This window comes from Citrobacter sp. Cf125 (assembly GCF_030333935.1).
Classification (GTDB): Bacteria; Pseudomonadota; Gammaproteobacteria; order Enterobacterales; family Enterobacteriaceae; genus Citrobacter; species Citrobacter freundii.
Genome location: NZ_JAOWEY010000023.1, coordinates 349520 through 362185 on the forward strand (window position 1 = coordinate 349520; position 12666 = coordinate 362185).

The 12666-nt window shown below is 52.2% G+C and carries 14 protein-coding genes and 1 tRNA gene; 4 read left to right on the forward strand and 11 right to left on the reverse strand.

The features are described from left to right. Positions 1–492 precede the first annotated feature (492 nt). The gene (locus OGV89_RS12060; RefSeq protein ID WP_003841001.1) at positions 493–1029 is read left to right on the forward strand and encodes a GNAT family N-acetyltransferase; all 537 of its coding nucleotides are present in this window, start codon (positions 493–495) and stop codon (positions 1027–1029) included. Positions 1030–1062: 33 nt separating this feature from the next. Here OGV89_RS12060 and OGV89_RS12065 read toward each other — a convergent pair. Further along, positions 1063–1136, reverse strand: a tRNA-Gly gene (locus tag OGV89_RS12065). 79 nt (positions 1137–1215) lie between these two features. After that, positions 1216–1974 carry an amidase activator ActS gene (gene actS, locus OGV89_RS12070; protein ID WP_003026902.1) on the reverse strand — a complete coding sequence of 253 codons (759 nt, stop codon included), beginning with the start codon at positions 1972–1974 and terminating at the stop codon, positions 1216–1218. A gap of 166 nt (positions 1975–2140) precedes the next feature. On the opposite strand from actS, the gene idi reads away from it, so the two are divergent. Then, the gene (gene idi, locus OGV89_RS12075) at positions 2141–2695 is read left to right on the forward strand and encodes an isopentenyl-diphosphate Delta-isomerase (protein WP_003846403.1); all 555 of its coding nucleotides are present in this window, start codon (positions 2141–2143) and stop codon (positions 2693–2695) included. A gap of 77 nt (positions 2696–2772) precedes the next feature. Here the strand turns inward: idi and lysS are convergent, their stop codons facing one another. The 5 genes from lysS to xerD all read right to left on the reverse strand — a co-directional run bounded on the left by lysS (position 2773) and on the right by xerD (position 8862). Then, positions 2773–4290: a lysine--tRNA ligase gene (gene lysS, locus OGV89_RS12080; RefSeq protein ID WP_003026911.1), complete on the reverse strand. Its 1518-nt coding sequence runs from the start codon at positions 4288–4290 to the stop codon at positions 2773–2775. Positions 4291–4299: 9 nt separating this feature from the next. Continuing rightward, positions 4300–5398 (reverse strand): peptide chain release factor 2 gene (gene prfB, locus OGV89_RS12085; RefSeq protein WP_096878465.1). Its coding sequence is split into 2 segments (ribosomal slippage): positions 4300–5322 and positions 5324–5398, totalling 1098 coding nucleotides; the frame shifts between segments, so codons are not numbered across the junction. 91 nt (positions 5399–5489) lie between these two features. Further along, positions 5490–7223, reverse strand: coding sequence for a single-stranded-DNA-specific exonuclease RecJ (recJ, locus tag OGV89_RS12090; RefSeq protein WP_003846401.1), 1734 nt, complete (start codon positions 7221–7223; stop codon positions 5490–5492). Between the two features lie 5 nt (positions 7224–7228). Next, positions 7229–7942, reverse strand: a complete 714-nt coding sequence (gene dsbC, locus OGV89_RS12095; RefSeq protein WP_003825520.1) for a bifunctional protein-disulfide isomerase/oxidoreductase DsbC — start codon at positions 7940–7942, stop codon at positions 7229–7231. A gap of 23 nt (positions 7943–7965) precedes the next feature. After that, on the reverse strand, positions 7966–8862 hold the full coding sequence (gene xerD / locus OGV89_RS12100; RefSeq protein ID WP_003026928.1) for a site-specific tyrosine recombinase XerD: 897 nt from the start codon (positions 8860–8862) through the stop codon (positions 7966–7968). A 113-nt stretch (positions 8863–8975) separates the two neighbouring features. On the opposite strand from xerD, the gene fldB reads away from it, so the two are divergent. Continuing rightward, on the forward strand, positions 8976–9497 hold the full coding sequence (gene fldB, locus OGV89_RS12105; RefSeq protein ID WP_286558688.1) for a flavodoxin FldB: 522 nt from the start codon (positions 8976–8978) through the stop codon (positions 9495–9497). A 44-nt stretch (positions 9498–9541) separates the two neighbouring features. Here fldB and OGV89_RS12110 read toward each other — a convergent pair whose 3' ends face one another. Then, a complete protein-coding gene (locus OGV89_RS12110) occupies positions 9542–9949 on the reverse strand; it encodes a protein YgfX (RefSeq protein ID WP_003026936.1) in 408 nt (135 codons plus the stop codon). After that, on the reverse strand, positions 9930–10196 hold the full coding sequence (gene sdhE / locus OGV89_RS12115) for an FAD assembly factor SdhE (RefSeq protein ID WP_003026938.1): 267 nt from the start codon (positions 10194–10196) through the stop codon (positions 9930–9932). The genes OGV89_RS12110 and sdhE overlap by 20 nt, the downstream gene beginning before the upstream one ends. 256 nt (positions 10197–10452) lie before the next feature. On the opposite strand from sdhE, the gene ygfZ reads away from it, so the two are divergent. After that, positions 10453–11433, forward strand: coding sequence for a tRNA-modifying protein YgfZ (gene ygfZ / locus OGV89_RS12120; RefSeq protein WP_048232745.1), 981 nt, complete (start codon positions 10453–10455; stop codon positions 11431–11433). A 93-nt stretch (positions 11434–11526) separates the two neighbouring features. On the opposite strand, the gene trhA is transcribed toward ygfZ, so the two are convergent. Next, complete coding sequence (trhA, locus tag OGV89_RS12125; protein ID WP_003838267.1) at positions 11527–12186, reverse strand: PAQR family membrane homeostasis protein TrhA; 660 nt, start codon at positions 12184–12186, stop codon at positions 11527–11529. 162 nt (positions 12187–12348) lie between these two features. Then, positions 12349–12660, reverse strand: coding sequence for a N(4)-acetylcytidine aminohydrolase (gene yqfB / locus OGV89_RS12130; RefSeq protein WP_003026949.1), 312 nt, complete (start codon positions 12658–12660; stop codon positions 12349–12351). Positions 12661–12666 lie beyond the last annotated feature (6 nt).

Here is a 12666-nt window from a genome sequence, read left to right on the forward strand (position 1 = left end):
TCATGTGACGATGCTTACTATTGCTGGTTAGCATAGCTACGCCGCGCAACTGTTTGCATGGTAACTATTTTGAGAGGTGAATAGAGAAAAGTCTGATAATAGGCTCTCTGCTAACAACAAAATATAACTTAATTTTTAGGGCTCAAACAGGGCCAATGAAATGAAAATAAGGGTACAGGCGCAAGAAGAATTAGATACAGAAACAACACATTGAAATCAAATAACTTTCTTCATCATTTTTCGAAACCTACCATAATTGGTATTTGGATACACGCTCGAAGACGTGCACAAATAATTGTGTATTACTCTACGCGTTAATGTATTTACCAACCTTGCGTATTATTGACAACATCAACCACAATCAATTATTTCCCCTTACAATATGAAAGCCTATTAGCATTGCAAGCAACTGTTCGAAGCATAATTTTTTGCACTTACCTTCCCCTCAGTCTTTCAGGTAATCTGGGCAAAGACGCCAATGGGAGCCGGTCAATGAAAATCGTTAACGCAGAAGAAAAGCACATCCCCGCCATACGCGATATTTATGCACATCATGTTCTTCACGGTACCGGCAGCTTTGAAACCGACCCGCCGGATGCTCACCAGATGTTTGCTCGTCTGGAAAAAATCCGCAGCCTCGGGCTGCCGTGGGTCGTCGCGCTACAGGAAGGTAAGGTCATCGGGTATTGCTACCTCACCCGCTATCGCGAGCGTTATGCCTACCGCTATACCCTTGAGGATTCGATTTATATTGCTCCAACGGCTCAGCGTCAGGGTGTAGGAAAAGCTTTACTGCGTCATGTGATCGGCTGGGCTGAAGCACAGGGCTATCGGCAACTGATTGCCATCGTCGGCGACAGCAATAATCAGGGATCGTTAAAAGTCCATCAGCAGGCCGGATTTACGGAAATCGGCACACTGAAAAACATTGGCTTCAAACATGGACTATGGCTCGACACGGTATTGCTACAACGTAATCTGGGTGAAGGTAACAGCACACTGCCACCGGATTTCGGTGTCGCTATTTAACATTTATAAAGAATAACTACAGGGAGAGAGTTTTGGAGCGGGCGAAGGGAATCGAACCCTCGTATAGAGCTTGGGAAGCTCTCGTTCTACCATTGAACTACGCCCGCATTGAAGTGCGTAAGGGATTATAAACCTTACGCTCTTCTTGGCAAGGGACTAACCGACTGACTGGCGATTAATTCACCGTCAGCATTTTGGCTTACTCCCCTGCGGCGGTAAATAACGCAGCGGATCGATAGCCGTTGCCCGGTAGCGGATTTGGAAATGCAGGCGCACCGTCGTCGCATCCGAGCTGCCCATCGTCGCTATCTTCTGCCCGGCCTTCACGTTTTGACCGTTGTTCACCAGCATGGTGTCATTATGCGCATACGCAGTGATGTAGTCCTCACTGTGCTTAATCATGATGAGATTACCGTAGCCCCGCAGCTGATTACCGACATAAACCACCTTCCCTGCTCCGGCCGCATAAATCGGCGTACCGCGCGCAGCTGAGATATCAATGCCCTTATTGCCGCCGTCCGCCGTAGAATAAGGTAGGATCACCTTACCGCTGGCAGGCCACTGCCAGCAACGTTGCCCTACTGGTGGCCAGGACGACTGCGGCACAGAAGAAGATGGTCTGACCGCCGCCGTTTTGGTTGAGGATTTCTTGGTTGTTTTGCCAGATCCAGAACTGGTTTTCGCGCCGCCGCTGACCTTCAGCTTTTGCCCCACTTCAATGGTATAGGGCGGTGAAATATTATTCAGGCGAGCGATCTCTTTCACGCTGGTACCGGTGGCGCGCGAAATACGGTATAGCGTATCTCCCCGCTTCACGGTATACACGGAGCCGGAATAACTTCCTGTATCAGACGACTTGCTCCCGGAACAGCCCGCTAACAGCAGACCGACACACAGCAGCATCACGATACCCAGGCCATTTTTCTTCAGGCGTCCTGCACTCAAAACAATACCTCGCAACATTTTCAGACGCTTTATCATAGCAGCCAGAAACCGGATGCCAAATCATATCGCGCAACGAACCGGCGGCTCTGGCATTTCACACCCTCTGTTAATCACTCTGACTTAATTAAGCATATAATGTGAGTGCTTAAGATTGATGGTGGACGCTATGCGACAGGAACATGTCATTTTATTGAATGAGCAGGACCAACCCTGCGGAACGCTGGAAAAGTATGCGGCGCATACCGCCACAACCCCCCTGCACTCCGCTTTCTCGTGCTGGATATTTAACGAGCAGGGCCAACTGCTGGTCACCCGCCGCTCGCTGCACAAAAAAGCCTGGCCAGGTGTCTGGACCAACTCTGTCTGCGGTCACCCGCAGTTGGGCGAAACCAACGAAGCCGCTATTGTCCGCCGGGCTCGCTTCGAACTGGGTGCAGATATCAACTTGCTCACCCCCGTATACGCTGATTTTCGTTATCGCGCCACGGACCCGAGTGGAATAGTTGAAAACGAAGTATGTCCGGTTTATGCCGCACATATCGTCAGTGAGCTACAGCTAAACCCAGATGAAGTGATGGATTGCCAGTGGAGCAATCTTGAGGATGTCTTAAGCGGGATTGACGCGACACCGTGGGCTTTCAGCCCGTGGATGGTAATGCAGGTTGCAAACAAAGAAGCGTGTGCGCTGTTGCAGAATTACTGCCAACAATTTATTGCCTGATGGCGCTACGTTTATCTGGCCTACATTACGAATCGTAGGCCGGATAAGGCGTCAGCCGCCATCCGGCATTTCACATCTTACTTAACCGGGCGCATCGCCGGGAACAGGATCACGTCACGGATGGTGTGGCTGTTGGTGAACAGCATAACCATACGGTCGATACCAATGCCCAGACCCGCAGTCGGCGGCAGACCGTGTTCCAGAGCGGTAACGTAGTCTTCGTCGTAGAACATCGCTTCGTCATCACCCGCATCTTTGGCGTTAACCTGATCCTGGAAACGCTGCGCCTGATCTTCGGCATCGTTCAGCTCGCTGAAGCCGTTACCGATCTCACGTCCGCCGATGAAGAATTCGAAGCGATCGGTGATTTCCGGGTTTTCGTCATTACGACGCGCCAGCGGAGAAACTTCTGCCGGATACTCGGTAATGAAGGTTGGTTGAATCAGGTGCGCTTCTGCAACTTCTTCAAAGATCTCGGTCACAATACGGCCCAGACCCCAGCTCTTCTCAACTTTGATGCCGATAGATTCAGCAATCGCTTTTGCAGAGTCGAAGTTATCCAGATCGGCCATGTTGGTTTCCGGACGGTATTTCTGAATCGCTTCGCGCATGGTCAGTTTTTCAAACGGCTTACCGAAGTCGAAGACTTCTTCACCGTAAGGCACTTCAGTCGTTCCCAGAACGTTCTGCGCCAACGTACGGAACAGAGATTCAGTCAGTTCGATGAGATCTTTGTAGTCCGCATAAGCCATGTAGAGTTCCATCATGGTGAACTCTGGGTTATGGCGAACAGAGATGCCTTCGTTACGGAAGTTACGGTTAATTTCGAATACGCGTTCGAAGCCGCCAACCACCAGACGCTTGAGGTAAAGTTCCGGCGCGATACGCAGGTACATGTCCAGATCCAGCGCGTTATGATGGGTGATAAACGGACGCGCTGCCGCACCGCCTGGGATCACCTGCATCATCGGGGTTTCGACTTCCATAAAGCCGCGAGCAACCATGAACTGACGGATGCCAGCCATAATCTGTGAACGCACTTTAAAGGTATTGCGGGATTCATCGTTAGAGATGAGATCCAGGTAACGTTGACGATAGCGTGCTTCCTGATCCTGCAGACCGTGGAATTTGTCCGGCAGCGGGCGCAGCGCTTTGGTCAGCAGACGCAGTTCGGTGCAGTGGATAGACAGCTCACCGGTCTTGGTCTTGAACAACTTACCTTTCGCGCCGAGGATATCGCCCAGATCCCATTTTTTGAACTGCTCGTTGTAGACGCCTTCCGGCAGGTCATCGCGAGCAACGTACAGCTGAATACGGCCGCCAACGTCCTGCAGCGTAACGAATGATGCTTTACCCATAATACGACGGGTCATCATACGGCCAGCAACGGATACCTCAATGTTCAGCGCTTCCAGCTCTTCGTTTTCTTTCGCGTCGAAGTCAGCATGCAGTTGGTCTGAGGTATGATCGCGACGGAAATCGTTCGGGAACGGGATCCCCTGCTCACGCAGGCTCGCCAGCTTCTCACGGCGCGTTTTCAGTTCATTGTTAAGGTCGGCTACCGCGTCAGCGCCCTGTACGTGTTGTTCAGACATGTTGGTTCCTCATAACCCTGCTTTCAAACTTGCTTCGATAAATTGATCCAGGCTGCCATCCAGCACCGCCTGCGTGTTACGGGTTTCAACCCCGGTACGCAGATCTTTGATGCGGGAGTCATCAAGGACATAAGAACGAATCTGGCTACCCCAGCCGATATCTGACTTGGTGTCTTCCATCGCCTGTTTCTCGGCATTCTTCTTCTGCATTTCCAGTTCATAAAGCTTCGCTTTCATCTGCTTCATGGCCTGGTCTTTGTTCTTGTGCTGGGAACGGTCGTTCTGACACTGCGTCACAATCCCGGTCGGGATGTGGGTAATACGCACCGCAGATTCCGTACGGTTAACGTGCTGACCACCTGCACCGGAGGCACGGTAAACGTCGATACGCAGGTCCGCCGGGTTGATATCGATATCAATATCATCGTCAACTTCCGGATAAACAAACGCCGAACTGAACGACGTATGGCGACGTCCGCCGGAGTCGAACGGACTCTTACGTACCAGACGGTGTACGCCGGTTTCAGTACGCAGCCAACCGTACGCATATTCACCAGCAATTCTGATGGTCACGGATTTAATACCCGCGACTTCACCTTCAGACTCTTCAATGATTTCAGTCTTAAAGCCGCGCGCTTCAGCCCAACGCAGATACATGCGCATCAGCATGCTTGCCCAGTCCTGCGCTTCCGTACCGCCAGAACCTGCCTGAATATCGAGATAGCAATCCGCGCTGTCATATTCACCGGAGAACATACGACGAAATTCCAGCTGGGCCAGCTTATCTTCCAGCGTATCGAGTTCTGCTACGGCTTCGTTAAAGGTTTCTTCGTCGTCGGCTTCTACAGCCAGTTCCAGCAGGCCGGAGACATCTTCCAGGCCCTGGCTCATCTGATCGAGCGTATCAACGATGGCCTCAAGGGAGGAACGCTCTTTGCCCAGCGCCTGAGCGCGTTCGGGTTCGTTCCACACGTCCGGCTGTTCCAGCTCGGCGTTTACTTCTTCCAGACGCTCTTTCTTGGCATCATAGTCAAAGATACCCCCTAAGAACGTCAGAGCGCTCCGTGAGGTCCTGAATGCGGTTATTTACCGGATTAATTTCAAACATTGTCTGATTTCTTTTATTGGACTAGTCAAAATGCGGTGATAAGAGCGGGATTGTAACTAATCCACGCCCTTTTTTATAGCGATTAGTGACGCTAAAGTGGCCAGATATTGTCGATTATAATCTGCAAGCTGCGGTTGCCGCGAAACTCGTTAATATCCAGTTTGTAGGCAAGCTGAACTTCGCGCACGCCGTTGTCTGGCCAGCAGGTGGTATCGACATTAAACGCAATACCGTCCAGCAGCGGACCACCGCCCACGGGCTCGACCATCACCTTCAGATGACGCTCACCGACCAGACGCTGCTGGAGCAAACGGAAATGCCCGTCAAACAGCGGTTCCGGGAACATTTGCCCCCACGGTCCGGCATCGCGCAGCATTTGTGCGATCTCCATGGTCATCTCCGCCGCGCTCAGTGGGCCATCCGACACCACTTCACCTTGCAGTAAGGCAGGATCCAGCCACTCGGTTACCAGCTCGCCAAAACGCTGCTGGAAACGCTCAAACTGCGCCTCTTCAAGCGATAAACCCGCCGCCATGGCGTGACCGCCAAACTTGAGGATCATGCCCGGATAAAGGGTGTCCAGGCGCTCCAGCGCATCGCGCATGTGCAGCCCCTGAATCGAACGCCCGGATCCTTTGAGAGTACCGTCACCTGCCGGGGCAAACGCTATCACTGGACGATGGAATCGCTCTTTAATACGCGATGCCAGAATCCCCACAACGCCCTGATGCCACTCGGGATGATACATTGCCAGGCCGCCCGGTAGCGTATCGCTACTGCGTTCCAGCTTTTCACACAAGGTCAGTGCTTCGGCCTGCATACCCTGCTCGATCTCTTTGCGCGTCTGGTTGAGCGCATCTAGCTCATTGGCCAGCACACGCGCTTCGCCAATGTTGTCGCACAGCAACAGCGCCACACCAACGGACATATCGTCCAGACGGCCCGCCGCATTCAGCCGTGGCCCGAGGGCAAAACCTAAATCACTGGCTGCCAGCTTTAGGGGGTCGCGATTGGAAATCTCCAGCAGCGCTTTAATACCAGGGCGGCACTTTCCGGCACGAATGCGGCTTAAGCCTTGCCACGTCAGAATACGGTTATTGGCATCCAGCGGGACCACGTCCGCCACCGTGCCAAGTGCAACCAGATCGAGCAAATCTGCCAGGTTCGGCGGTGCAATGCCGCGTTCATCAAACCAGCCTTTGTCACGCAGGAAAGTACGCAGCGCCAGCATCAGATAGAAGGCTACACCAACGCCTGCCAGCGATTTCGACGGGAACTCACAGTCGGGCAGATTAGGATTGATGATTGCCCCTGCGCCCGGCAGCGTATCCCCTGGCAGGTGGTGATCGGTCACAACGACCGGGATCCCCAACGTTCTGGCATGTTCGACACCCGCGTGAGACGAGATGCCGTTGTCTACGGTGACAATCAGCTGAGCGCCCCGGGCATGGGCCTGATCAACGACTTCCGGGCTTAAACCATAACCGTCTTCAAAACGATTTGGCACCAGGTAGTCAACGTTACTGCAGCCCAACGCACGCATCGCCAGGATGCTTAGCGCCGTGCTGGTCGCACCATCAGCGTCAAAATCGCCGACAACGATGATTCGGGTTCCTTCGCGAAAGGCGTTGTAGAGGATCTCAACCGCTTTTTCGACGCCGTTCAAATGTTGCCACGGCAGCATGCCTTTCACGCTACGCTCAAGCTCCTGCGCGCTACGTACACCACGGCTGGCGTATAAACGGCGCAGCAGTGGCGGCAAGTCGGCAGGTAGCTCGGCGGTCTCGTCGGCCTCACGCCGACGAAGTTGTATCTGTTGTTTCACGCGAATTATTTACCGCTGGTTTGTTTTGCATGTGCGTCGAGGAATTCTTTCATCTCTTTCGGGCCCTGATAACCAGGTACGACATAGCCATTGCTCAGCACAATCGCCGGTGTACCGCTGACGCCAAACTGTACGCCCAGCGCATAGTGGTTAGCGATATCCACATCACAGGTCGCCGCTTTTACACCCTTGCCAGTCATCGCGTCGTCAAAGGCTTTGTTTTTGTCCTTAGCACACCAGATAGACTTCATGTCCTGCTCAGCCTGGCTGTCCAGCCCCTGACGTGGGAAGGCCAGATAACGTACGGTGATCCCCAACGCATTGTAATCTTTCATCTCTTCATGCAGCTTGTGGCAGTAACCACAAGTGATGTCGGTGAAAACGGTAATGACGTGTTTTTCCTGCGGCGCTTTGTAGATGATCATCTCTTTTTCCAGCGCGTTCAGATGCTTCATCAGCAGTTGGTTGGTGACGTTCACCGGACTTGCGCCGCTCACGTCATACATCGGTCCCTGAATAATATGTTTACCGTCTTCAGTTACGTACAGCACGCCGCTATTGGTCAGTACGGTTTTCATGCCCGCAACCGGAGCAGGTTGAATCTCGGTGCTCTGCACACCCAGCTTTGCTAATGACTGGCGAATTGCCGCGTCGTCTGCATGTACCATGCCGGAAAACGCCGTCGCCAGCAGGGTGAACATCATAAAACGTTTTTTCATAGCCTATCCTATCCTGTCAGCACTCACGCTCGCGGGTGATGCTGTTGATGTAGTTGCCGCAAGCGCTCCGTTGCGACATGAGTATAAATTTGCGTTGTCGAGAGATCGCTATGCCCCAGTAGCATCTGCACCACGCGCAGATCTGCGCCATGGTTGAGCAGATGCGTGGCAAATGCGTGCCGCAGGACGTGCGGTGACAGCTTTTCGCTGTCGATTCCCGCCAACACAGCATAGTGTTTGATACGATGCCAGAAGGTCTGACGGGTCATCTGTTGCGCCCGCTGACTAGGAAACAGCACATCAATCGATACGCCGTTGAGCAACCATGGACGCCCATGCTCCAGGTATGTTTCCAGCCAGTACACTGCCTCCTCACCCAACGGGACAAGGCGCTCTTTGTTACCTTTACCGATCACCCGTACCACGCCCTGACGCAGGCTGACGTCACTCATCGTCAGTCCTACCAGTTCAGACACGCGCAGGCCCGTTGCATACAACACTTCCAGCATGGCTTTGTCGCGTAGCTCCAGCGGTTGATCGATAAGCGGCGCCTGCAGCAGTCGTTCTACCTGCGCTTCGCTGAGATCTTTGGGCAGACGCTGCGGAAGTTTAGGTGATGCAAGCGAGGCGCTGGGGTCATCTTCGCGATATTTTTCGCGGTACAGATGCTGAAAAAAACGTCGCGTCGCACTGAGCAAACGTGCAGAACTGGTGGCTTTATACCCTCCATCCATCCGCTCAGCCAGCAAGGCTTGCAGATCATCACTTTGCGCGGTCGCAAGCGAAGCGCCGCGATGATGTAACCATTCCACAAGCATGGTCAGATCGCGACGATACGCACTTAATGTGTTTTCCGCCAGATTTCGTTCCAGCCACAGGGCATCAAGAAACTGCTCGATGCGCGCCAGATCCTGTTCCACTCGCGCCCCTTATTCCACTCTCATTTTTGATGCATTATGCCTCATTGTGCCGGGATTGCGGCGATTCTGTTACACTACCCGCAACGCTACAGCAGAATTGAGATGTTTACGTCATGAACATGGGTCTTTTTTACGGTTCCAGCACCTGCTACACCGAAATGGCAGCAGAAAAAATCCGCGATATCCTGGGTCCCGAACTGGTGACACTGCACAACCTCAAAGACGATTCCCCGCCCCTAATGGAGCAGTATGACGTGCTCATTTTGGGCATCCCAACCTGGGATTTCGGTGAAATTCAGGAGGACTGGGAAGCGGTCTGGGAGCAACTGGACGACCTCAACCTGGAAGGAAAGATTGTCGCACTTTACGGTATGGGCGATCAGTTGGGATACGGTGAATGGTTCCTGGATGCGCTGGGTATGTTGCACGATAAACTGATCACCAAAGGTGTAAAGTTTGTCGGCTACTGGCCCACCGAAGGCTACGAATTCACCAGCGATAAACCCGTCATTGCCGATGGACAGCTGTTTGTTGGTTTGGCGCTGGATGAAACGAACCAGTACGATCTCAGCGATGAACGCATTCAGGCCTGGTGCGAGCAAATTCTTGGCGAAATGGCCGAGCACTGGTCCTGAATTTCTGCCGACTGACGGCTAAGGTCGCAACCTTACCGTCAGTACTACTTCTGCTTCGCCTTTTGCAGCATCAACCGCCGTAAATCCCGCCACTCAGCATCATCCATACTGTCTGCCGCCAGCCACAAATGTTGACGTTTTCCGGCATCAGAGCGCAAACGCAGCATCATGCCTGTTTTAACCATCCAGGGGGCGCTAACGATAGACCACTCTTGCCCTTGCCAGCGCAGACGACCATCCATCAACAGCCGAATCTCACCCTGACAGGCGTTGATTCGACGCTGACTGCGAACGCTATCGAATACCACCAGAGAGAGCAAAACCAGCCATAATGGGGTGTAGCTCAATGGCCAGGGCATCAATAAAATAAACACCGCGACCAGCCCATGAATTAGCAGTGAAAGCCACTGCGCGCGCCATGATACGCGTAAATCAGATTGCCACTGGACCACGTTCCCGATTCCGTGTCTGGATAAGTCGCACCATCTGCTCCAGCTCAGCATCAGCTGGTTTCCCATGATTCATCAACCAGTTAAATAAATCTGGATCATCACATTCTAGCAGACGGATAAAGATACGTTTTTCTTCGTCACTTAAGCTGTCATATTCATGTTCGAAAAACGGCATGATCGAGATATCCAGCTCGCGCATACCTCGGCGGCATGCCCAATGAATACGTGCTTTGTTGTTAATATCCATGTTCTTCTCCCTGTCTCGCGAAAACGAAGTATCCCGCTATTGTAACGTGTTTTTCCCGCTCTTTTACGGGAATATCAGTAAACTGAAGCTCGCTCGCTAAATAAAACCTTATTAAGCCAAAGGATTCACCATTTTTTGATGTTTCCTCGCAAAGCGCAATATATGGCACAAATAGCCTGTTTAAACCGCTTGCAATGGGCCATAGCTCTTTTACCATTAGTCATTATCACTGCGTTAAGCAAATCAGGACATTATTATGGCTTTTACATCTTTTCCTCCTCGCCAGCCTTTCGCGTCAACGCGTTTGCCTCTGACGCTAATGACGCTCGATGACTGGGCGCTCGCCACCATCACCGGTGTCGACAGTGAGAAGTATATTCAGGGTCAGGTCACGGCGGATGTCAGCCAGATGACCGAGCATCAGCACCTGTTAGCTGCACATTGTGACGCCAAAGGTAAAATGTGGAGCAACCTGCGTCTGTTCCGACAGGGTGACGGTTTTGCATGGCTTGAGCGCCGTAGCCTGCGTGATGCGCAGCTCACCGAGCTGAAAAAATACGCGGTCTTCTCGAAGGTGGCGATTGCCCCGGATGACGAGCGTGTCCTGCTGGGCGTAGCGGGATTCCAGGCACGTGCAGCGCTGGCCAATCTCTTTAACGAATTACCGAACAGTGATAAGCAGGTCATTACCGAAGGTGCCTCCACGGTATTGTGGTTCGAACACCCTGCTGAACGTTTTCTGCTGATCGTTGATGCCACCACAGCAGAAACCTTGGTTGAAAAGCTGCGTGGCGAAGCAGAGTTAAATAACAGCCAGCAGTGGCTGGCGCTGGATATCGAAGCGGGTATCCCCGTTATTGATACAGCCAACAGCGCACAGTTTATTCCACAGGCTACCAATCTGCAGGCTCTGGGCGGGATCAGCTTTAAAAAAGGCTGCTACACCGGTCAGGAAATGGTTGCTCGTGCAAAATTCCGCGGAGCCAATAAACGCGCCATGTGGACTTTGGCGGGTGCCGCCGGTCGAGTACCGGAAGCTGGCGAAGACCTTGAATTAAAAATGGGCGAGAACTGGCGTCGTACCGGTACCGTACTTGCCGCAGTAAAACTGGCCGATGGTCAGGTACTGGTGCAGGTTGTGATGAATAACGACATGGAGGCCGACAGCGTGTTCCGCGTTCGTGACGACGCAAAAACGCTGCAAATCGTACCGCTGCCGTATTCGCTGGAAGAGTAAATGAATAATGCCTGATTGCGATGCGTCTATCAGGCATGCTGGCTTTTCTTTTGTAGGCCGGATAAGGCGCTAGCCTCCATCCGGCGTCAATGATTACGCCTGACCAACGTACAGATAGATCGCCAGGAAGTGGCAAACGCTGCCGCCCAGCACAAAGCCGTGCCAGATCGCATGGTTGTAAGGAATGCGCTTACAGACGTAGAAAATAACGCCCAGGGAATACACCACACCGCCAACAGCCAGCAACGTCACGCCTCCCGCTGCCAACTTAACCGCCAGTTGATACACCACAATCAGCGATAGCCAGCCCATTGTCAGGTAGGTTACCAGCGACAGAACCTTAAATCGGTGCGCAATGGTCAGTTTGAATAAAATACCGATCAGCGCCAGGCTCCAGATAACAATCATCAGTCCACGTGCCAGCGGCGAATCAAGCCCCACCAGCAGGAATGGCGTGTAGGTCCCGGCAATCAGCAGATAAATCGCACAGTGGTCAAATTTTTTCAGCCAGATTTTCGCTCTCTGATGGGGGATCGCGTGATACAAGGTTGAGGCGAGGAACAGCAGGATCATGCTGCCGCCGTACAGGCTATAGCTGGTAATGGCCATAGCGCTGGCGTTGGTATCTACTGCCTGGACCAGTAATAACACCAGTCCGACAATCCCAAACACCAGCCCGATACCGTGACTGATGCTATTGGCTATTTCCTCTGCCAACGAATATCCCTGCGCGATTAATGGCTTCTGAACCATAAGTTACTCCCCAGAAACGAACACTTTCGTTATTGCGCCTCTAGCGTAACTGAGAATGGTTCCAGTGAACACCTGTTAGCTAAAATAAATATCACATTAATATTAATCCTTTAAAATCATTGTGTTATAAGTGATTTTTCAACTAACAGATGTTTCTTTAAATCAAAGGCATTTAAAATCAATCACATAAAATTGCGTCTGATTCGGATAAATCTCGGCAATCACATGTTTGAGTTCTTCAAGCGTCATGTTTTCCTGCTGGGCATGTTTATCCGTTAGCGTATCCAGCGTGACGGTTGAGGTGCCAACAACCTCAATCGTGCAGAAGTAACCGTCATCTTCGAAGCGCCCAACCCGTAAAATGTCCCCGGCTTTGAAGTGTGATTCGGACTCGTCACGAATGGTGATGGTCTTGCGTCCGGCCAGAATGTCATCCTGGAAACGCTGAAAAAAAGTGATGTCATTTGGCTGCATGTTATT

Bases quoted from the DNA above. Each gene is read 5' to 3' on its own strand.
- fldB (WP_286558688.1), top strand. From the start codon at position 8,976: ATGAACATGGGTCTTTTTTACGGTTCCAGCACCTGCTACACCGAAATG.
- idi (WP_003846403.1), top strand. From the start codon at position 2,141: ATGCGACAGGAACATGTCATTTTATTGAATGAGCAGGACCAACCCTGC.
- ygfZ (WP_048232745.1), top strand. From the start codon at position 10,453: ATGGCTTTTACATCTTTTCCTCCTCGCCAGCCTTTCGCGTCAACGCGT.
- sdhE (WP_003026938.1), bottom strand. From the start codon at position 10,196: ATGGATATTAACAACAAAGCACGTATTCATTGGGCATGCCGCCGAGGT.
- trhA (WP_003838267.1), bottom strand. From the start codon at position 12,186: ATGGTTCAGAAGCCATTAATCGCGCAGGGATATTCGTTGGCAGAGGAA.
- yqfB (WP_003026949.1), bottom strand. From the start codon at position 12,660: ATGCAGCCAAATGACATCACTTTTTTTCAGCGTTTCCAGGATGACATT.
- dsbC (WP_003825520.1), bottom strand. From the start codon at position 7,942: ATGAAAAAACGTTTTATGATGTTCACCCTGCTGGCGACGGCGTTTTCC.
- OGV89_RS12060 (WP_003841001.1), top strand. From the start codon at position 493: ATGAAAATCGTTAACGCAGAAGAAAAGCACATCCCCGCCATACGCGAT.
- lysS (WP_003026911.1), bottom strand. From the start codon at position 4,290: ATGTCTGAACAACACGTACAGGGCGCTGACGCGGTAGCCGACCTTAAC.